This is a genomic window from Secundilactobacillus odoratitofui DSM 19909 = JCM 15043 (assembly GCF_001434895.1).
GTDB lineage: Bacteria > Bacillota > Bacilli > Lactobacillales > Lactobacillaceae > Secundilactobacillus > Secundilactobacillus odoratitofui.
This window is the reverse complement of record NZ_AZEE01000029.1, coordinates 117,242-139,011: the sequence shown is the minus strand read 5'-3', so window position 1 is coordinate 139,011 and position 21,770 is coordinate 117,242. Positions and strand designations below refer to the sequence as shown.

Genomic DNA, 21,770 nt, shown 5'->3' with positions numbered 1-21,770 from the left:
AAAGTGTGATTTAATTTAATCTTAATGAGACTTTTAAATTACATAGATTGTGAGGTTGCCTAGGCAACTTTTACTCACACCACCATGTTGAAGGAGGAAACGATTTGAAGTTTGAAGAATCTAAGGTTTTACAGCAATTACCGAAACAGTTCTTTGCCAGTTTAGTTGCAAAGGTCAACGCCAAAGTTGCGTCAGGGGCGGACGTTATCAATTTAGGACAGGGGAATCCTGACCAACCGACACCAGATTTTATTGTCAAAGCCATGCAAGAAGCGACCGCAGATCCGGCAAGCCATAAGTACTCTCAATTTCGGGGCATGCCTAATTTAAAGCAAGCGGCTGCTGATTTTTACCAACGTGAATATGGCGTTGAGCTTGACCCTGAAAAGGAAGTCGCTATTTTGGGTGGCTCCAAGATTGGTTTGGTTGAGTTACCATTTGCACTTTTAAACCCAGGTGACACCATGCTGTTACCTGACCCCGGTTACCCCGATTATCTTTCAGGGGTGGCATTAGCGCAGGTTAAATTAGCATTAATGCACTTATCTGCTGACAATCATTACCTACCAGATTACCAAAAACTGGATCCAGCAACGGTTGACCAAGCCAAATTAATGTATCTCAATTACCCGAATAACCCTACCGGTGCGATTGCGACACCTGATTTTTACAAGCAGACGGTGGCTTTTGCTAAGCAGCATCAAATTGGGGTCGTCCAAGATTTTGCGTATGGTGCGATTGGTTTCGACGGTCAGCGACCAGCTAGTTTCTTACAGACACCCGGCGCCAAAGAAGTCGGTATCGAGATGTACACGTTATCGAAGTCATATAACATGGCTGGGTGGCGGATCGGCTTTGCGGTCGGTAACGCCGACATGATTGAAGCCCTCAATCTGATTCAAGATCACTTGTTTGTATCTGTTTTCCCAGCCATTCAGGATGCAGCCGTTGCAGCCTTAAATAGTGATCAATCAAGCGTCAAGGCGCTCGTTGCCCTATACCAGAAGCAACGTGATCAATTCTATGCAGCTGCACGCAAAATTGGCTGGGAACCTTATCCATCTGGCGGGGCCTTTTATGCTTGGATGCCGGTACCAAAGGGATATACGAGTGAAAGCTTTGCGGATCTTTTATTGGATAAGGCTGCCGTGGCGGTCGCACCTGGTACGGGGTTCGGTGCTAGCGGTGAAGGTTACGTCCGGGTCGGTTTGTTAATTGACGAACCACGCTTTACTGAAGCTTGCGAACGAATCGGTAAACTTAACCTGTTTTAAAGGGACGTAAACAATTATTTAATGAAAGGCCGTCAGCATATCACATAAAAAGGCGTTGCAACTTCCGGGATTGGAAAGCTGCAACGCCTTAGTTGTGTTTGTGGACCGCGGGAACGGTCCAGACTTGGAATGGTGTGTGTGAAACTATAATATAGAAGGTTTTTAAAAATTTGTTACCATCAATTAACGATTAACGTGGAGATAAACGGCGCCCATCCCTTTGTCAAAGGTAGCTTTCCAATCACCCTTAGTGAGTGATTCAGGTAGTAGGAAAGTGCCGCTTGAAACCCGTTGGCCAGCCTTTAGTGGCATGCCTTGATCTTCAAGCTTTTTAACCAACCATTGTAGTGAATTGAGTGGGTTACCGAGCACCTCTGAAGAGGCACCATCTTTGAGCTTTTTACCGTCATGGAATAGTTCACAAGTGACATGAGCTAAATCATCAGTGGTTTCAAATAACTTGTCGGTGTCTGCTTCTTCACCGTAAACTACGTAGCCGCCAACAGCTGCGTCAGACATGACCATATACTTCGATAGGCTTGGGAACCAGTCACTGAAACGTGAGTCCGGTACTTCAACTGCGGGCGCAACCGTCGTTTTGTGGAAGAGATCTTCAAGTGAATCATTAGCTGAAAGATCTTCCTTAGCGGTAAACATCATTTCAACTTCAGCGAGGGGTTCCATGACTTCGCTTGCTTCAACCGTATGTGGTGATTTAACGAAGTGACTCTTTAACTGCGCACCGTATAATGGTGAGTCTGAGTCGAACATATCTTGGGTTTGCTTACTGGTTAGTGACACTTTGTAGCCACCAACTGCCTCGTTCTTGTCTTCAGTGAGTTGACGTTGAACGCGGTAAGCGGCTTCTTCTGTGTCAACGAAGCCATCGTAATCAGCTTCGGTTAGTGGCTTGTGGGTGGTGTAGGCGTTAAATAGATCCTTTGCTAACTTAGCTTCTTTTTCTGATAAGGTTTGTTTGCTTAATACTTGTTCACTCATGGGCGAGACCTCCAAAATTATGTTTGTTATGTGATGTCAATCAATAGTGCTATGTGTGTAAAACATTATGTGTTGTTGCATATGTGTGAAATATGGTATGACTAACTTGTTGGTACAATATGTGTTGAGAAATCGTTGTTACTATGTGTGTTATGTGTGACTCACCCTAATTTGGCGAGTTCAATGAGAAATTGCGCTTCATTGACGCTATGTGTTAATACAATATGTGAAATCTGAATGTCGCTATCGTCTGTGCTCTTAATGCCAACTTCCAATTGTCCTCACCACCTTTAATGTTCGTTAGTTAAATTTAGAAACGAAAAAGCGTCCTTACTGCAAACTCGTTGCAAGTAAGGACGCTTTCACGTGGTACCACCTTAATTCGAAATTTCATTACTGAAATAACCTCTCACGTACGGCAAAAATGCGATACGCTTGGCACGATAATGGGTGCACCCAATGTGTTCTACTTCGGCTTAGCCGGTTCGGCACACAGCTCAGAGATGATCATCGCACTCGCTCGTCATTGCCTCACACCAAACGGCAACTCTCTTGATCCGAAACGGGATTGATGTTTCTCGTCAACGCCTTTCATCTAAATTTAATGATTGGTATCAATCTACACCCTGAATTATGGCTTGTCAACACTTAAATGTGAAAAAGGTGAGAAAATATTTTACTTGAGTTGTACAATGCTCAAGAACAAGTAGTAGGGATTCTTTTGACTGTCACCTCCGGTCACCAGTGGCCTTTTCAGTTAGTGGCTGTGGGACCGGCTTCAACCGCTACGCGTTTTACGCCTCGGTTTTGAGCCTCATCAAAAAGCAATGAGTCTCAAAAGCCGTCCAGTCGCAGTAAACGCTAAAGCGTCAACTGCGACTAATCACTGCCATTAACTGAAAAGACCACTGGTGACACTACGGTTAACAAAGCGCATTGAAGGCCGCCAAATGGTGAGACATGTCCGTTGTCATTGTTTTTCAGAGCGGTGGATGTGAATGAATGTGTCCTAGTATTCAGAAAACAAAAAGTTAAATGATTTACTTTGTAACGGGAACGAAGGCCTAGTGACCGGTTGACGTAGCAGCGATAAGTCTGACTTAGTGCGTTTCGCACTTAGTCAGACTGGACGGTTCTAAGACTCGGTCCTTGAGGCTTAGAGCCAAGGCGGAAAACACGAAGTGGTTGCAGCCGGTCCCGTAGCAACGTCAACCGGTCGCTAGGCCGTAGTGGTAGTGGGCGAAAAATGCCATTTAATGTCACGATTTACCATAAGTAATTCTAAAGAATGCGCACAACCAAGCCAGTTCACGCAACAAACGACACATTATGTTATACTTTGTACAAATAAATTTGCTAACTAGATCAAAGTGAGGATAAGCCTGTGAAACTATCAAAATTTCTGTTGGGAACAACAATTGGGTTGGCTGCCGGGTTAGCTGCCCTCTATTTCAAGCGTGATACCCGGGCACTTGCACCGGCTGTTAAGGCGAATACAAAGTTATTTGATGACTTTTCGGCAGTCGATTTAGGCGAATTCACTGATCATTTAACCGTTGCGGCTGCTGATCCGTCAGCTCTGGTGCTGGCACAGCAACAAGAGGATTATGTCAGTGAAGGGACGCTGACGACACCACCATTTGACTTGCCGTTATTTAAAAACTTAGTTGCTTCTTGGAATGCACTAACGCCAGCAGGGACTGCAGTTGAAGTCGAAGCCCGGGTTGGTGTTGATGGCTACTGGTCGGAGTGGCATAGCTGGGGTCGTTGGTCAACCAATGCACCAAGCTCTAGCGTCGTTGATGATAATGATGATCCACGGGCCAGTGTCGATACAGATACACTGACTGTAAAGGCAGGTTCGGCTTCGCAAGCACAATTGAGAGTTCATTTATACTCGAATGATAGTCAACAAACACCAGTTTTAAAATTGGTTGCAGCCAGTGTTAAACCACTACAACGTGATTTGATGGTTGATCACCATGATGTTCAAGTTGACCGGGTTATTCCAGCGCCCGCTTATTCGCAAGAGATTCGTGATCCAAAGTTGGCACCTGGTATTTGCAGTCCAACAACAATTTCAATGGCGGTTAACCGTCAAAATGCGGATATTTTACCTGAAGAAGCTGCTTTGCGTAATCTGGATGTTGCCTACGGAGGCTTTGGTAATTGGTCGTTTAGTACTGCCATGGCGGGGAGCCTGGGCTACAAAGCCTATACGGCCTATACTGACCTGGACGGACTTCGTAAGCAGATTGCACTCGGCTTACCAGTTGGGGTCAGCGTCCAATATAGCAATCATCAAGATCAGGCTGATTATCCATACGTTGAAAACGCGACTGGCGACACTGCTGGTCATTTACTACTCGTCACCGGCTTTACCAAGTTAGATGGCGTCGATTATGTTGCCGTTAATGATTCTTATGCCGATAGTGATGAGGATGCCAAGCGATTATACAAGCTCGATCAATTTAGCGAGGCTTGGCACTCACGAGTTGCCTACATGATTGGTGAAAACTACGCCGGTTATGAGCGATTGATGCAACCTAATCGAGTGAACGTAAAACTGATCGCTAATGAAGCGCATGACGCCTTTCAAATTAATCTGAACGAACAGGTTATTGCCATCACACCAGAAATGATTGTCAAAAAGGACTCGTACGACGCAAGTACGACGACGGTTGCGTATACTCTTGATGACGGTGGCCAGACCGAAACGACTGCCCAACAGCACTTTGCGTATGCAAAAACGGACGACGAGGGTCGAATTTTGCTAGATGTTAACGCTCTTAAACAGGCGCACCCGGAAGCCAGCACGGTGACCGTCTACGTGATCCGGTTGGCAGCACCAACTCTTGTAGGGACGATTTCACTAGGTACTCAAAATGCGTAACCAGATTGCAGCCCTGGCAAGTAACTACACGGTTGCTAACCGACCGTCAGATTTAGGGATTCGCTATATTATCATCCATGCCACGCAACTGTCTTATGATGACACCGTTGCGCGGTTTTTGGCGCCCAATGAAGTGAGTGCCCACGTGGTGATTCGCCAGACCGATGGCTTAGTGACTGAAATGGTGGCGTCACAAAACGTAGCATGGCATGCCGGTAATTGGGACATCAACTGCCGTTCTCTTGGAATTGAACAGGAGGCCTATGTCGACAGCGCAGTCAGTTTTACGCCGGTGATGCTAAACGCTTTAGTTGCACAGATCAAAACCTATGCAGTCCAATATCACATTCCACTAGACCGAGCACACATCCTTGGCCACGATTCGGTTCCGACGCCAAGTGCTGATCAAGCAATCCAGATGCACCAAGATCCTGGCCGCTATTTTGATTGGCCACGACTTTTTAAGGCACTGGGGCAAACGGCGTATACTGAACAACCGGTTCAAGTTGATCAACCGTTGGTGATTACTTGTCAGAATGCAACGTTATATAAGGCGCCCAGTCAATCGGGTGAATTATTCACAACGGAAAATGAACCAAGTTGGACTCGGACGATCAGTTATGGTCAAAGTTACGTTTGTGCAGCGACTCAGGGTGATTGGGTGGCGATTTGGTATGACGGTCAACTTGCTTGGTTCTTAAACACCAATGGTCAAGTGGCTAGTCAATACGCAGTATCGGTTCATCGAGCACAATCAGATGAACCTGTGTATGGTAGTACCGGTCGAAACGCTCAATCGGTTGGCGAAATGGCGTCGGGTCAGGCTTATACCGTTGTGGATCAGTTAACCGGTATTGATGCGACAGATCAAGCTGGGCGGTTAAAGGTGTGTGAAAATGGGCAGCCATTTAAACAGATTTGGTTTAACCACCGAATTGGTTTTATAAAAGTGGCAAAAAAATAAATTTTTAATTTGTTTTTAACCTTGCTATGACGGTGATTAGCTGTCGAATTGACGCCTGTAAAAAATATTTCGTAGTTGACAAAATTCTGCAAAGTGACTAAATTAGGACACGTTGAAACAATGAACGTTAATTAAACAAACGCGATGACAAGAATCATTGCAGTTAAAACGTAAGCAGCGAGCTACCGGTTGGTGAAAGGGTAGTATGCGTGAGACTGTGACTATCCTCTTCGAGCGGTGAGGGCCAAGTTAGAACTGAGTCCAAACTGGGAGGCGCCCATTAAAGCGCCAATCTATCGCCAATTGGCCGTAGATGAAGAGGTCCAGTGTGTAAACACCGGACGAGAATAGGTGGTACCGCGGAGACGCCCTATGAAGATCAGATTGATCTTTGTAGGGCGTCTTTGTTTAGTTAACTTCAGCAAATAATTTGTTTGAGGTGATTGGGAATGCATCAAGGAAGTCGAATCGTTACGTTAAAAAATGGATTTCATTTATTTACCAGAACGGTTGGTGAAGGTGATGTGAATCTGTTGTGTGTCCATGGTGGACCTGGTGGCACACACGAAGAGTTTGAAAACTTTGCGGAACACTTAGCTGACCACCACGTGCGAGTATCCATGTACGATCAGCTTGGCTCGTTTTATTCAGACCAGCCGGATTACACGAAACCGGAAAATCGTCAGTATTTAACGATTGATTATTATCTGTCTGAACTAGAAGAGGTTCGACAACAGTTAGGATTGGATCACTTTTACTTATTGGGTCATTCATGGGGCGGTTTGTTAGCACAAGAATACGCCTTACGCTATCCGGAACACTTAAAGGGTCTCGTGGTTATGAGCATGATTGATAACCTGGACGAATACATAGAAAACATTAATCGTGAACGGGACGAAACGTTGTCAAAACGCGACGTTGCTTACATGAAAGAGGTTGAAGCGGATGAGCGCTTCGATGATCCGAAGTACCGTGAATTAGTCGACGTTTTGAATAACCATTTTGCCATGAGACATCCTGAAAATGGCTTCAGCCATAACGTTGAGACGATGGCGACACCCGTTTATAACTATTTCCAAGGTGATAATGAGTTTGTGATGGTTGGTAAGTTAACCGAGTGGGATCGGCGAGCTGATACACATAAGATTAAAACGCCGACCTTACTAACTTTTGGCGATCACGATACGATGCCACTTGATACGGCAGAACGGATGCACCGCGAGATGAGTAACTCACGTTTGGTTTATACACCTGATGGCGGCCACTGCCACAGTACTGATAATCCCAAGGCATTTTTCCATACGCTTGGTGAATTCTTGGATGATGTGGAAGCTGGCACGTTTAATCAGTCAAAACAGGGGGTAGCAGCAGATGAAAAATAAAGTTCTTTTAGGTGGTTTAGCAGTTGGATTATCAGTGTTGTTAGCGGCGTGTGGATCGAAGGCGTCGGGTAATGCTAGCAGTAGTTCGAGCAGTACCTCAGGGAGTACGACGAAGATCTCATTAATGCAAAATTCAGAGTTGTTGTCCCTCGATAATTCTAACTTCGCTGACTTAACGATGTGGAACGTCTTGGAAAACAGTATGGAAGGCTTATACCGGCAAGACAGTAATAACAAGGTTTCTGCTGGGATTGCCGAATCAGTGGTTAAACCCACTAATAACGGAAAAACTTATACTTTCCATCTCCGACATAATGCCAAGTGGAGTAATGGCGATGCCGTCACAGCGAACGATTTCGTAAAATCATGGCAACGCTCCGTTTCAGCTAAATCAAAATCAGGTTACAACTACATATTCTCAGGTATCAAAAACGCTGATAAAATCAGCGACGGTAAGTTATCGCCAACTAAGCTTGGTGCCAAAGCAGTTGATGCACATACGCTCCAAGTTAATTTGGAACACCCAATGCCTTACTTTAGTAAAATGATGATCTTGCCCGCCTTCTTCCCACAAGATTCAAAAGTGGTTCAAAAGTATGGCAGCAAGTATGGTACTAGTTCAGATAAGACAGTCTTTGATGGGCCATTCAAGGTCACCGGTTGGACTGGGACCAATGATAGCTGGAAGCTGTTGCGGAACAGTCATTACTATGATCAAAAGGCAATCCACTTGAAAGAAATCGACATGCAGGTCGTTAAGGATGCCAACACGGCGCACAACTTGTTCAGTAAGGGTCAATTGGATGATGCCACGATTACTGGTGTCACGGCGCAAGGCTTGCAAAAAGATAAGAACCTGCAACACGTTCAAAAAGCCGGCACTTACTATCTACGGTTGAACACCAAGTCGGGTAAAACACTCAATAACGTTAAGTTACGCCAAGCCGTTTCGTTGGCCATTGACCGTAATCATTTGACCAAGGATGTGTTGGCTGATGGGTCAACACCAGCTTATACTTACGTGGCGCAAGGCCTAGCAACTGATCCAACAACGGGTAAGGACTTTGCGACTGAAATGAAACCTAGCGAAACTTACAATGTTACCAAGGCTAAACAGCTTTGGAAGGAAGGGTTAAAGGAAGCTAAGGTTAAGGGTAACGTCACACTAGAATTAGTGGGCGCTGATGACACCATGTATAAGAATGTTGCTCAGTATTTGCAAGGAACGTTGCAACAAAAGTTGTCTAATGTGAAAGTATCAACGCAAAACTTGCCAACTAAGAGCTGGTCAGGTAAGGAAGCTGCTGGGACCTTTGATTTTGATCAAACCTTCTGGTTAGCAGACTTTGGGGATCCAGAGAACTTCTTGTCAATCTTGACTAAGAATAATCCACAAAACTACGGTCATTACGCTGATAGTCAGTTTAACGCTGCGATGACGGATGCAACGACGTCAAACGCTGCTAACGAGAGCTCGTACTGGAAGGACATGCGGACGGCTCAAAAGCGGTTAAACGAAACGATGCCAGTTGTACCACTGTATTCAATGGTTGAAAGTCACCTGGTTAATCCAAAGCTGAAGGGCATCGAGTATCATCCAGTTGGTGAAAACGATTATACCCGTGCTTACCTTGAAAAGTAGCATATTGAAACAGTTCTCTTAAGAAATACGTCGAAAAGTTGTTCCTAGTTCATTAGGAACAACTTTTTTTGATGGATACGGGTTGTGCTCGATGTCGCCTTCGGCCACCAGGTATTTTTCGACCGGTGGCTGTGGGACCGGCTGCAGCCGCTGCGCGTCTTCCGCCTCGGTTATGAGCCTAAAAACCAGTCTCATAACCGTCCAGTGAGCAGTAAGCGCTAAAGCGCCAACTGCCACTTGTCACTGCCACCAGTCGAAAAATACCTGGTGGCACTACGGCTGAGTTGGAGGTTAATTACAATTATGACGTCAATTGCTGTCGAAAGTATATCTTGGTGGGATGTTTAAAGTTATCTATTTGTATGGTTAATTTGGGACTTGTGTGAAGACGAGAGAAAATGAGCGATTTATATTTTGTTTTCGTTTTTAATGGTGATAATTTCTCAAATGTAACGAGAACGGAGAGCTAGCGGGCTTTTGCCGCTGCAGTGACAAGTTCCACTTAACGCTTCAGCGTTTAGTGGAACTGGACGTTTCTGAGACCTACGGGTTTGGTGGGGCTCAGAAACGAAGCGTAAGACACGTGCTTCGCGTGGCTGAAGCTGGTCCCACAGCAGCGGCAAAAGCCCGCTAGCACGTAGTGGTAGTGGCAGTAGTAAATTATCCTTAAAGTAAAGATGTATAAATACAGAAATCAGAAGAATTTCAAAATATTTTTGTAACCGATTTCACTTGTGAAATATACAGTGTATTTCTGATAATATACAAAAATAAAACTGGTTTTTAGCCAAAAAACCAGTTTTCAAAAGCTTTCATAAATATGAATTAAAAACTGTTGAAAAACTTTCACATTTTCCCCATATTTTGTTAACCTAACTTAGGTACACTTAAAATATACAAAAAGGAGTAGATGTATATTTTATACAAAACCAATCTATTCCATGAAACGAGGGAAAAATTATGGCATCTCAGGCTCACAAAATCAACGGTGTTTCTCTTACTGCCCTGGTTGTAACGACAGCAATTGGCTCCGGGATTTTTGCGTTGAGTAGTGATCTTGCTGCCGCGGCCTCACCAGGTGCTGCCATTGTGTCTTGGATCATTGTTGGATTCGGGATTTTAATGTTAGCTGCTTGTTTGAATAATTTATTAACAAAACGATCAGATTTAGAAGGTATTTTTTCATATGGTAAAGCTGGATTCGGCTCGTTCGTTGGCTTCATCAGTGGGTGGGGTTATTGGATGTCCGCTTGGCTTGGCAACGTAGCGTTTGCCACTGTTTGCATGAGTACCTTAGGTTACTTCTTCCCAATATTTGAAAAGGGTAACAGTCCAATCTCCATTTTTGTTGCCAGCCTCATTGCTTGGTCGTTAACGTTGCTGGTCAATCACGGGATTGAAACGGCGGCTGTGATGAATACGGTCATCACGGTTTGTAAATTGATTCCAATCTTTACCTTCATTGTTGTCGCCATTATATTATTTAAGGGTCATATTTTTACCGCTCAATTTTGGGGTAATCTAACCGGCCCTGTAACCTTTGGTAGTGTCGCGTCTCAGATTAAGAGCTGTATGATGATCATGATGTGGGTCTTCGTCGGGATTGAAGGTGCAACCGTCCTTTCTGCCAGAGCAAAAAGCCAGCGAATCGCCGGTCGGGCAACGTTAATTGGTGTGAGTTGTTTGTTACTGATCTACGTGCTAGCCTCGATTTTACCTTATGGTTACATGACCCGCGCTGAACTCATTCAGCTCAAACAACCGGCCATGGTTTACATCTTTGAACAAATGGTTGGCAGTTGGGGCGGCGCCTTTATCAGCATTGGGCTGTTTATCTCAATTCTTGGTGCATGGTTGTCTTGGACGATGCTACCAGCTGAAACACTCGGTGAGATGGCACAACAAGGTTTACTGCCAAAGCGGTTTGGTAAAAAGAATAAACACGGCGTACCAACGTTAGCGCTGATGACGACCGCATGTATGGTTCAGGCGTTCATGATTATGCTGATTTTTGCTGAAAAAGCTTATGAATTCGCCTACAGTCTGTGTACTGCATCGATCGTGGTGTGTTACATTATCGTAGCGGCCTACCAAATTAAGTATTCATGGCAACACCGCGCAACCCAAGGTAACTGGTTGCAATTGTGGATCGGTGTGGCGGCGCTGACTTTCCAGCTTGTCGGGATTACCTTGGCTGGCCTGCAGTACTTACTGATTTGTTTGATTGTTTACGTACCAGGCATTATCCTCTACGCTGCAACTTTAAAGCGGGATAAGGGGCAATACCTCAATAAATTAGAGCTTTCGGCGACGGTACTGATTTGTAGTGGTGCCGCAATCACGATTGCTTTGATGGTGATGGGGCAGATTTCGTTGTAGGACGTTGAATCTACTAATTTCAATCATTGATTAAGCACGACAAATTTTCAAAAATTGTCGTGCTTTTTTGTATCTCTGAGTTCCACCACAAAAACGAGCAATACGGTAAATTAATTCTTTCAAAATTTTTGTGGAAATGAAAATTAATATCATATTTTCGTGACACAAATGAATTGATTGAAGAACTTGACTTGCTTTCAAAGTCACTGGGGATAGCGTTTGAAGTATTAGTCATAAACTGACTAGTATTTCTACAAAAATTTTATCTATTCATTAATTTAATCTTGTTTTGTGCTATTATACTGGTATAAGTTAATTGACTGAGCAAGCTTTTTTGGATGATCTTGACCGTTCATTATGAGGTTACTCAAACTGCATCAATAGGTTAGCTTGAATTTCATAGAGGGGGAAACACAATGTATATCAAGTATAAGTGGTTGTTAACTGGGATTGTGGCCACGTTGGTTGGTGTTACGGGGACAAGTTTGACTGCCACTGCCAGCACATGGCACAAAGGGACGCCAAGTATCTTAAGGGGAAAATACTATCGCACCAAGATCAAGTACGGGTATCAAAAACTACCGCAATTTTACTACCTTCATGGTACTAAACATACTGTTTATTTAACGCCAAGTCAGTCAGATAGCACTGGTGGCTCGAGTGTTTATTACAAGCGTTCGGGGAAGACCTATCAATTACGTATGAAGGGCTTCATGTGGCAGGAATACGGATTGACGTATATGAAGGTGAAACAACTTAGTTCTAAGAAAGTGTCAGTAAACATGAACAGTAGCCACTGGACGATGACGCGGTTCTATCATTTTCCAAAGTATCACGGTAAAGCAGTTAGGTAAGTTAAATTAATGTTGATTGTTGTTGATTGGGTATAGGGGAGTTCATCATGAAACGAATAAAAGTTTTTTCGATTTTACTTGCAGTCATAGCCATGGTGTTTGCGTTAGGGAGCATGCGTGATCAGGCATCTGCAAAGGGTAAATATAAGATCACCAAAATAACGCGGGTGTCGAATCCGAAGCGTTACAGGGTAAAGGGCACCATCTGGCGTTCAGATTTTAAGAAAAAGGTGACCTCAAAGTATCGTCATAAAACAACTATTTTTGGGACAAAGTACAAGGCCCATGTGATTACGCCCAGCGGTAAGCACGCAATTTACTACGGTGTGGGGTCGTACATTCCACAAATTGACGAAATATCTGATGCGCCATTAGCGGGTTGGACGTGGCATAAGAATTTGTATCACAAAATGAGTGATACACAGCGGAAAAAGGACATTGCTTTCATGGATAAGGCGATTGACAATTTGCGGACCAGTAATGATCGTCAGCGTGCGCGAGCAGAGTTGAAAAAAGTTGTCACGGGATACGCTTATAGTGGCTATAGTTGGACGCAACTGTGGCTGCCACTAACTGGAGCAAATATGAAAAAAATGGCAGCAGAAGATTTTACGCCAGTTCAACTTGTCATGAGTGATGCGGTTTCAGAATCTGATCTGATTGAGACTGAGGACGCCGACTATTGGCCTGTAGAAAACAACAAGTTCTTAGTGAAAGTTTATCAATATTTCCGACCACGAATTGTGCAAGAACTCGTTAGCCCCAAGAGAATTGATGCAGCCTATCGACAGATATTGAAACAGTCAAAGATGTCGCAAAAGGAATACCAAGACTATTATGAAGCACACGAAAATGATTCTGGTTTCGTTGATGCCGACGATTTTTCAACGTATCTGTACGAGTTAATTAACGAATTTAATCGGAGTAATTTATCGTACAAGATGGATTGGTAAAGTTGATTGAATTTGAGTGAAATCGAGGATAAAAATGACTAAATTTAAAACATTATTAACTGCAGTTGTTGCTGTTGCCGCACTCGCAACATTCGATAACTTAACGCAGCAGAATGCTAACGCCAAAACCAGTAAGTGGGAGAATTTATCGGAAGGTGAATACGTACCACTCACGTCTAAAACGACAACCCTTAAAAAGATGGCACGAACCTGGAAACAACAGTACTATTATTCTGCTAAGCAGGTGCACGGTAAGGTCGGTGTGATGGACACATATATTGTTAAACTAACCAAATCGGGTAAAGGAAGCTACTTCCACCACTGGGGTGGTACGAAAAAGCATCCATACAAGCATTTGATTGAAAACAACAAGTATAACAGGGTCTACAAAACTAAGTTAAAGGGTTTATACGGCTTTACACCAACTAAGGGCTATAAGAAAAACAGCGATAACGGTGCCGTTGCCTACGCCAGCCTTAACAGTAAAGGAAATCTTCATTACAGCGAAAATGTTTTAGGCTACGATTTTAAGAGATAACGTTATTTCTAGTTGAGAGAATCAATGGAGGTATGACTATTTACGCCGCAACTTTAAAGCGGGATAAGGGGAAATACTTCAATAAGTTAGAGCTTTCAGCAAGGATACTGATTTGTAGTGGTGCCGCAATCACGATTGTTTTGATGGTGATGAGGCAGATTTCGTTGTAGAAAATGAAAGTTTCTTAAACACTTTTAAAAAGGCACAACAACAGTCAATAGATTGTTGTTGTGCCTTTTAGAGTTGTATCCTTTACAATTCAAGAGAATTTTAGTCAAAATAAGTAAGTTTCCCATTTAGTATTTTTAGACAGGATAGAACTAGTATAAAAACAACAATATATAAAATAACGGCAATTTTAAACAACCAGATATATGAAGTTGTTTCAATGATGATGCCACCAATAAGTGGACCAAGTGCTCTTCCTGCAGATGCCCAGGCATTAACAGCTCCCTGATACTTTCCTTTAGCGTTGCGGCTACTGAGTCGATTGACTAGTGCCGGAATTGCTGGAAAAGCAGTTGCTTCACCAAGAGTCAGTAGGAGCATGGCTATAACAAAGCCAATGTATTGGTTTGCGAATATCAAGACCACGAAAGAGATAGTTAGTGAAGAAATTCCGAAAATAATTTGTTCTTGACTGGTGAAGTTGTACTGATTTAAATAACTTAATATCAATTGAATGAGTACAATGCCACCTGCATTAATTGTCCAAAGAATACTATACTTCGAAAGCGGGAAACCGAGCTCAGTCATATAAACGGAAACGTTAGACGTCCATTGTTGGTACATAACCCAGATGATTAAAAGCGCAATGAACAGAATGCTGAGAAAGATTTGATTATTAATTGGTAATTTAACAACCTTTTTATGTAAATGCGCTTGGTGATCAATTGATCTTGATGAGTTAATGCCCTGAAAATTAACTAAAATGACGACGATGAGTCCTAAAAACAACACAGCTGCAACAGCAAATAGAAGTGTTACGCTAATTGAATAAAAATAACCTACGAGTGAGCTACCAATGACAACGCCTAGGTTTTGGAAAAGATATAGTACGTTGAATACTCGCTTACTTGATATGTTACGGATACTTGTGCTAATTGAGTTTAGAAGGGCAATGTTCCAACCAGAACAAAAGCCCAGTAAGCCTAACCAAAAGCTAAAAAAAGGCCAGCTGTGCCAAATGGATAATCCACATAAAATGACGAAGGTTGCGGAAACACTGTAAATTAACAAGTAAAAAGGATTAAATCTATCATACAAAATTCCGCCAAGTGAGCTTCCCAGTACGCTGGTAACAGAATTTATTAATAGCACAACGCCAATTGTAGTCAAAGAAATATGTAACTGATTATGTAAGTAGACACTAGTGAGTGGCCAGATGAAGCTCATTCCTAAACTACTGATAAGCGTACTCAATGCTAACCAGCGTAATTTTAGATTGGGCATAGGTTCGCCTCCTTAATTAAGTGCTTAAATTAGTAATCAATTATAAAAGGTAATGATTCATTTATCAAATCTGATCATTTATAAATCTATCTGATTACATAATTTATTGGTAATATCTTGATTATTAAAAAAGGCGGTGTTATATTAATCTCGTTAATTAATTAAAATTAGATTAGCAAATAATTTGTATTTAATGAGGGAGGGACGATATGCTCGACAGAATTGAGAAACTTAGGGCACAGTTTGATAATTTACATATTGATGGATTTGTTGTCACGGATAAGTTCAACTTGAAGTATTTGTTAAACTTTGATGGATTACAGGGTGATGGATGTTTGGCAGTCTCCAGGGATGGACAACGCTTCGTAACGGATGCACGATACCGTGAAGAATTGGAGGATGCCTTACCAAAGGAAATAGAATTATCAATAACTCGTGATTACTATGATGTTGCACAACAATATCTAAGTAGCAAGAAGGCTCAAACTGTGGGTTTTGAGACAACCGTGAGTTTTGAGCTGTATAACCAATTGTTACAATTATTTGGGAAGCAACTAAAACCTGAAAAAATGGTCGTTGAAAAGTTACGCCATAATCGTGATGATGGGGAAATTCATCGTTTGCGTCAGTCAACAGAATTGGCGAGTCAGGCTTTTCCAGAGTTACTAAAACATGTTGAACCCGGTATGACAGAATTACAGGTAGCAAATTGGCTTAATAATTGGATGTTACAACACGGTGCCCAAAAACCAAGTTTTGACACGATTGTTGCTAGTGGTTATCGCTCTGCGTTACCACATGGATTTGCTACTGACAAAGAAATTAATCGTAATGAAATGATTACGGTAGATTTTGGTTTCTACGTTAACGACTATACGTCTGATATGACACGAACTTTTTCAATTGGTGACCCTGGCGAGGAGCTTAGACATGTTTACAATGTTGTCCATGAAGCCCAGGATCGTATGTTTAGAGCAATCAAACCTGGTGCCAATGGTAAAGCCGTTGATGCTGCTGGACGTGATTATATTGCTGCACAGGGATATGGCGATTTTTATAATCATGGAAGTGGTCATGGTATTGGATTGGATATCCACGAAACACCGAATTTTGGGCCCCGTTATGAAAGTAACGTTTTGCAGGCTAGAAATGTAATGACTGTTGAGCCAGGCGTTTATTTACCAAATAAGGGTGGTGTGCGAATCGAAGACGATTTATTAGTTACGCCAGATGGTAATGAGCGATTAACGACTGCAACACGGGAGTTGCAAATATTGTCATAAAACAAAGGGGAATAGACATATGAATAGGAAAAAATGGTTGAGTATTGCTGGTGTTAGTGCCAGTATGATTTTGTTGGCTGCCTGTGGGAATAGTAAGACAAGTAGTAGTAAACAACAAATAACATTAATGCAACAAGCTGATTTGACATCACTTGATACAAGTAATGCCGCTGAGATGACACAATGGACCGTGCTAACTAACTCTATGGAAGGTATTTATCGGTCTAATTCAAAAAATGAACCAGCTCCAGGAATTGCAACAAAGGTTGTAAAGCCCACAAATGGTGGCAAAACATATACTTTTCATCTCCGGAAAAACGCAAAGTGGAGTAATGGGAGCAGCGTAACTGCGAAAGATTTTGAAAATGCGTGGAAGCGTTCAGTATCTCCCAAAGCAAAATCAGGTTACAACTACATATTCTCGGGGATTAAGAACGCAGATCAAATCACGGCAGGAAAAAAATCGTATAAAACTTTGGGTGTTAAGGCAGTTAATAAATACACATTGCGGGTAGATCTTGAGCATCCAATGCCATATTTTAATAAGATGATGACTATGGCAGCATTTTTACCGCAAAGTCAGGACGCAATTAAAAAATTTGGCAATACGTACGGGACGAGCTCAGCGAAGATGTATTATGATGGACCATTTACGGTTAAGGGTTGGACTGGTTCGGAAGAATCGTGGAAGTTATCAAAGAATAGCCGATACTATGATAAAAAGGCAATCAAACTTTCAACAATTAACATGAAAGTTGTTAAAGACCCTAACACAGCTCATAACATGTTTTCAGAAGGAAAATTGGATGACGCTGTTTTAACGGGTGTAACGGCAATGGGCGTTCAAAAGAATAAAAATTTAAAGCATGTACAAAAAGCAAATTCAGCATATTTGATGCTAAATACAGCATCAGGTCAACCTTTGAATAATGTGAAAATGCGTCAGGCCTTGAGTTTGGCAGTTAATCGTGAACGGTTGGTTAAAAAGATTGTTGCTGACGGATCAACACCATCATCAACTATGGTTTCGACGAATTTAACAACTGATCCAACGACTGGTAAAGATTTTGGTACTGAAACAAGTCAAAAAGAAAGCTTCAATGTTACTAAGGCTAAAAAGCTGTGGAAACAGGGCATGCAAGAAAGCGGCTTGAAGGGTCCTGTGAAAATTACGATTGTTGGTCCAGATACTACCAACTACAAAGAATTAGCACAATTCTTGCAGGGTGAATATCAACAGGAACTTGGTACAAATAATATTAAAGTGAACGCTTCAAACTTGCCAAGCAAAGCGGCAGTTGAAAAGCAAAGCGCAGGTGATTTTGATGGTTACCAAACTGGCTGGGTAGCTGACTTTGGCGATCCCATTAGTTATTTGACGATTATGGAAAAGGGCAATCCACAAAATTACGGTAAATATAATGATGCTAAATTTAACCAATATGCAAAAAATCTAACAAGTACTAAAGCTTCAAGTACCAGTTACTATTGGAAAAATTTGAGAGCAGCTGAAAAGCGATTGAATGAAACAGCACCAATTGTGCCTTTGTATAACAACGTGGAAAGTCATTTGGTTAACCATAAGCTAAAAGGTGTTCTTTATCACTCCGTAGGCGAATATGATTATACACGTGCTTATTTAAAATAAAGTTATGGTAAGAGCTCATTTATGGGCTCTTTTTTAGGAGTGATGGGTGTGGATGATAAACAATATGTGCAACTTGATTTTGCATCATTGAATCTTGGAAACTTAAAAACAGTCACCTTTAATCTCGAATTACCCTCACGGGGTAAGTATGGTTCAAACATTAGTTGGAAAACGAATGATAATCGATTCATTGAGATTACCGGTAGGGTTCATCGACCAAGGCATGGTATAGGTAATCGCACGGTGAAGTTAACGGCGATTATTAAACATGGACAATTTTTACTGACGAAATTATTTAACATCACAATTTTGCAAATGCCGCTGTCAGTTAAAATAAGTTCAGTATGCTTAACGTCAATCAAAGTAAAGGCAAACAAACAGTTTTATCTGCCAGCTTGGTTACCAGTAAAAACTGATGAAAATCGATTGATTAGCTTAGCAGTTTCATGGCCGAAAATCGATTTAAAAGGCCATACCTTTCAGAAGGGTCAATATGAATTTAAAGGTAATTTTCGAGAAGTTGATTTTCCATTTAAATTTTGTGTGAACGTTACTTCGGAAGATTCAACAGAGAAATTGCCACAAAGAAAACTGTGGTTTGAACCGTTAGAGAATATTTCTTTGAAAGAGGGAACTATTTTTTATAATTTACAGCAAGCACGACTGAAATTTTTACAGCAAAGTAATCCGGATGATTATCTTTATAATTTTCGTCAAGCCGCTGGATTGCCGGTTGTTTCTGGACACCCCCTAATTGGGTGGGATGCACCAGATTCATTACTGCGAGGACACACTACAGGACATTACTTATCTGCGTTAGCCCTTTGTTATGCTGCTACTCATGATTCAAAAATTTTGAAGAAAGCCACCTATATGATTTCAAGTCTGACTGAAATTCAAAATAATTTTTCTAAACAGTTGAAATTTCATGAAGGCTATTTAGGAGCATATAGTGAAAAACAATTTGATGAATTAGAAGCTGGCGCGACTTATCCTAATATTTGGGCGCCTTATTATACACTTCATAAAATTTTAAGTGGGTTAATTGATATTTACCACTATTGCCATAATCAACCGGCTTTGAGTGTAGCTTGCAAAATTGGTGATTGGGTTAATGAAAGACTATCAAAGCTAAGTTATAAAAAACGTAATCACATGTGGGAAACTTATATTGCAGGAGAATTTGGCGGGATTAACGAGTCGCTTGCTCAATTAACTGAAATTACCCAACAAACTAAGTACGTCCAAACAGCTAAATTATTTAATCATGATCGGTTAATGACACCACTAGCGGCAAGTATTGATGCGCTAGATGGGATGCACGCAAATCAACACATTCCACAGGTAATTGGACTACTTGAAATATATAAAGTTACTCATGAATTACCTTACTTTAAGATGGCTGACTTCTTCTGGCAAACGGTAGTTCAACATCATACTTATTCATTTGGGGGTGTTGGAAAAAGTGAATTATTTCAGGGACGTGATGAACTTGGTCAACGACTAGGAAGTGATTCTGCCGAGACGTGTGCAACCTATAATATGCTAAAACTAACTAAAAAGTTGTTTGAATTTGATCCGAGTGCGGCCAAAATGGCGTACTACGAAAATGCAACGTTTAATCACATAGCTGCAAGCAGCGCCCAAGATTCAAGTGGTGGAAGTACATACTTTATGCCAACTGGATATGGGGAGCAGAAACAATTTGATGTTGATAATACTTGCTGCCACGGAACAGGTTTAGAAAATCATTTTAAGTATGGTGAGGCGATATACGCTTATGATAACCGGACAGTGTGGGTCAATTTACCAATTTCATCCACAGTGGAGGATTCAAATCATCATATATATATTGATTTAGATGCTGATTTAAAAGAATTATCTGGATTAAAGATAACGGCTTTTTTGCCTAATCAAGATTGTCTTAAAATTAGGGTTCCAGAGTGGGCAAAAATAACTGGAGTAAGCTATGAAGGAAAAAAACTTTCTCAAGTTAAAATGGTTGATGGTTATATCCAAGTTAATTTAACCGAAATAAAAAAATTTAAACTAGAGATATTTTGGACACCAATAGCAAAGCTTGAAAGATTAATCGATCGGCCTGATTCTGCTTCAATGAAATTTGGACCGTATAGTCTGGCAGTAATAACTAAACTGAATAATCCAGTAAGCGTGAGTCAAAATAATTTTCTTGAATTTAGTAGGCAATGTTTGAAAGAAAATTCTGAAACAGCAACCCTTAAGGGACTTTCAATTATGCCACTATGCCAGGTTAATCATGAAAAATATCAACTTTATGTTCACTTGGAGAAGTGAATCGGCTATCGATAATTGTGTGTGTTGGAATTCTGAACGAGCCGCAAAACATTTGAATATGTTTTGTGGTTTTTTTATTTGTGTATAGACAGATTGAATGTTGTTGGCAAATAAATTAGTCTAAATGGCATTGCTTATTCACTCTAACTGTATAATAATCGCTCAAACATTAGCTATAAGGTAGAGATTAGCGTACGCTTTTTCTGACAATGCTATTAATCTTATTATACGATTAAATTCACAATCTCCACATAACACCAAACTTAATTGTTAAATTAAATCCCGCTAAATCATTGATTTAGCGGGATTTTTGACGACGCATCATGACAAAAATATTGCAGTTAGATGTCGTGAAAACAAACATTAACTTTGATGAAAATGACGTGTAACCACACCGTTATATTGTCAGCGTAACCTTGACTGTAAATCAAGGAGGAAGTGTGATTATGGTTGTTCATCGAAAACAAATGAGAATAGGCGTACTGCTCATTTTAAGTTTGGCGCTGTTTTTTGTGTTTGGTACTCGCGCACAGGCGGCGACATCAGCAACTTTAGTGAGTCAGAGTAATATGACGGCAAAAACGTACGTCCGAAAATCAACTGCGGGTGGTACTTATAATCTAACGGTGAGCGGGAGTAGCGTCACATTTAGTAAAAAGACGCATTCGCTTGCTAATTATCCCAAAACGACTTGGGAAGCGACGAAGAAAATGTATTTGAAGAAAGCTAACGGCGTTACATATCTCTACTATTATATTTCAAATAAGGGCAATACAGTCCACGGTTGGATTTGGCATGGCTATCTCAAGGCGGGCGCAACGGCAACCACTGTGCTTGGCTACGCTAAAAAAGAACTTGGGAAACCTTACAGTTACGGTGGTAATGGGCCAAGCGCCTTTGATTGCTCAGGGCTGACGAGCTACGTTTTTAAAAAAGCAGCCGATAAGACGTTACCGCGGACGGCCCAGTCGCAATACAACACTTACGCACACGTCAGCAGCTCGAAACTAAGGGATGGCGACCTCGCCTTCTTTGGCGGCAGTACTTCAAGTATTTCCCACGTGGGGATTGTCGTTGGCGGTGGCAAAATGATTGATGCCCAAAATTACGGTGTGATCACTGAGGCCATTTCAGCGCCTTGGTGGCACCTGGTGGGTTACGCACGACCAATGACATTGTCTTAGTGAGAAAGG

15 protein-coding genes are annotated in these 21,770 nt (G+C 41.7%); 13 read left to right on the top strand and 2 right to left on the bottom strand.

Annotated elements, in window-relative coordinates:
- The first annotated feature begins 104 nt into the window (after window positions 1–104).
- Complete coding sequence (locus tag FD04_RS08755; RefSeq protein ID WP_056948343.1) at window positions 105–1,274, top strand: pyridoxal phosphate-dependent aminotransferase; 1,170 nt, start codon at window positions 105–107, stop codon at window positions 1,272–1,274.
- Between the two features lie 183 nt (window positions 1,275–1,457).
- On the opposite strand, the gene FD04_RS08750 is transcribed toward FD04_RS08755, so the two are convergent.
- Window positions 1,458–2,273, bottom strand: a complete 816-nt coding sequence (locus FD04_RS08750; RefSeq protein WP_054700338.1) for a 2-keto-4-pentenoate hydratase — start codon at window positions 2,271–2,273, stop codon at window positions 1,458–1,460.
- Between the two features lie 1,384 nt (window positions 2,274–3,657).
- Between FD04_RS08750 and FD04_RS12350 the strand changes: the two genes are divergently transcribed.
- From FD04_RS12350 to FD04_RS08705, 8 genes are all read left to right on the top strand, one after another.
- Complete coding sequence (locus FD04_RS12350; protein WP_202813168.1) at window positions 3,658–5,166, top strand: C39 family peptidase; 1,509 nt, start codon at window positions 3,658–3,660, stop codon at window positions 5,164–5,166.
- A complete protein-coding gene (locus FD04_RS08740; protein WP_056948341.1) occupies window positions 5,159–6,130 on the top strand; it encodes an N-acetylmuramoyl-L-alanine amidase in 972 nt (323 codons plus the stop codon). Before FD04_RS12350 ends, FD04_RS08740 begins: the two co-directional genes overlap by 8 nt.
- A 449-nt stretch (window positions 6,131–6,579) precedes the next feature.
- Entirely contained in the window at window positions 6,580–7,512 is a 933-nt protein-coding gene (locus tag FD04_RS08735) for a proline iminopeptidase-family hydrolase (protein WP_056948339.1), read from the top strand.
- The gene (locus FD04_RS08730) at window positions 7,502–9,154 is read left to right on the top strand and encodes a peptide ABC transporter substrate-binding protein (protein ID WP_054700343.1); all 1,653 of its coding nucleotides are present in this window, start codon (window positions 7,502–7,504) and stop codon (window positions 9,152–9,154) included. Before FD04_RS08735 ends, FD04_RS08730 begins: the two co-directional genes overlap by 11 nt.
- 960 nt (window positions 9,155–10,114) lie before the next feature.
- Window positions 10,115–11,533, top strand: a complete 1,419-nt coding sequence (gene arcD, locus FD04_RS08720; RefSeq protein WP_056948337.1) for an arginine-ornithine antiporter — start codon at window positions 10,115–10,117, stop codon at window positions 11,531–11,533.
- Window positions 11,534–11,949: 416 nt separating this feature from the next.
- A complete protein-coding gene (locus FD04_RS08715) occupies window positions 11,950–12,387 on the top strand; it encodes a hypothetical protein (protein WP_054700347.1) in 438 nt (145 codons plus the stop codon).
- Between the two features lie 47 nt (window positions 12,388–12,434).
- Window positions 12,435–13,340 carry a hypothetical protein gene (locus FD04_RS08710; RefSeq protein WP_056948335.1) on the top strand — a complete coding sequence of 302 codons (906 nt, stop codon included), beginning with the start codon at window positions 12,435–12,437 and terminating at the stop codon, window positions 13,338–13,340.
- 34 nt (window positions 13,341–13,374) lie between these two features.
- A complete protein-coding gene (locus tag FD04_RS08705; protein ID WP_054700353.1) occupies window positions 13,375–13,878 on the top strand; it encodes a hypothetical protein in 504 nt (167 codons plus the stop codon).
- Window positions 13,879–14,148: 270 nt separating this feature from the next.
- Here the strand turns inward: FD04_RS08705 and FD04_RS08700 are convergent, their stop codons facing one another.
- Window positions 14,149–15,330, bottom strand: a complete 1,182-nt coding sequence (locus tag FD04_RS08700) for an MDR family MFS transporter (RefSeq protein ID WP_056948333.1) — start codon at window positions 15,328–15,330, stop codon at window positions 14,149–14,151.
- 209 nt (window positions 15,331–15,539) lie between these two features.
- On the opposite strand from FD04_RS08700, the gene FD04_RS08695 reads away from it, so the two are divergent.
- The 4 genes from FD04_RS08695 (at window position 15,540) to FD04_RS08680 (ending at window position 21,761) form a co-directional block, all read left to right on the top strand.
- The gene (locus tag FD04_RS08695; protein ID WP_082603191.1) at window positions 15,540–16,613 is read left to right on the top strand and encodes a M24 family metallopeptidase; all 1,074 of its coding nucleotides are present in this window, start codon (window positions 15,540–15,542) and stop codon (window positions 16,611–16,613) included.
- A 37-nt stretch (window positions 16,614–16,650) separates the two neighbouring features.
- The gene (locus tag FD04_RS08690; RefSeq protein WP_338055714.1) at window positions 16,651–18,261 is read left to right on the top strand and encodes a peptide ABC transporter substrate-binding protein; all 1,611 of its coding nucleotides are present in this window, start codon (window positions 16,651–16,653) and stop codon (window positions 18,259–18,261) included.
- Window positions 18,262–18,309: 48 nt separating this feature from the next.
- The gene (locus FD04_RS08685; RefSeq protein ID WP_162255758.1) at window positions 18,310–20,577 is read left to right on the top strand and encodes a beta-L-arabinofuranosidase domain-containing protein; all 2,268 of its coding nucleotides are present in this window, start codon (window positions 18,310–18,312) and stop codon (window positions 20,575–20,577) included.
- Window positions 20,578–21,023: 446 nt separating this feature from the next.
- Window positions 21,024–21,761: a C40 family peptidase gene (locus tag FD04_RS08680; RefSeq protein ID WP_056948326.1), complete on the top strand. Its 738-nt coding sequence runs from the start codon at window positions 21,024–21,026 to the stop codon at window positions 21,759–21,761.
- Window positions 21,762–21,770 lie beyond the last annotated feature (9 nt).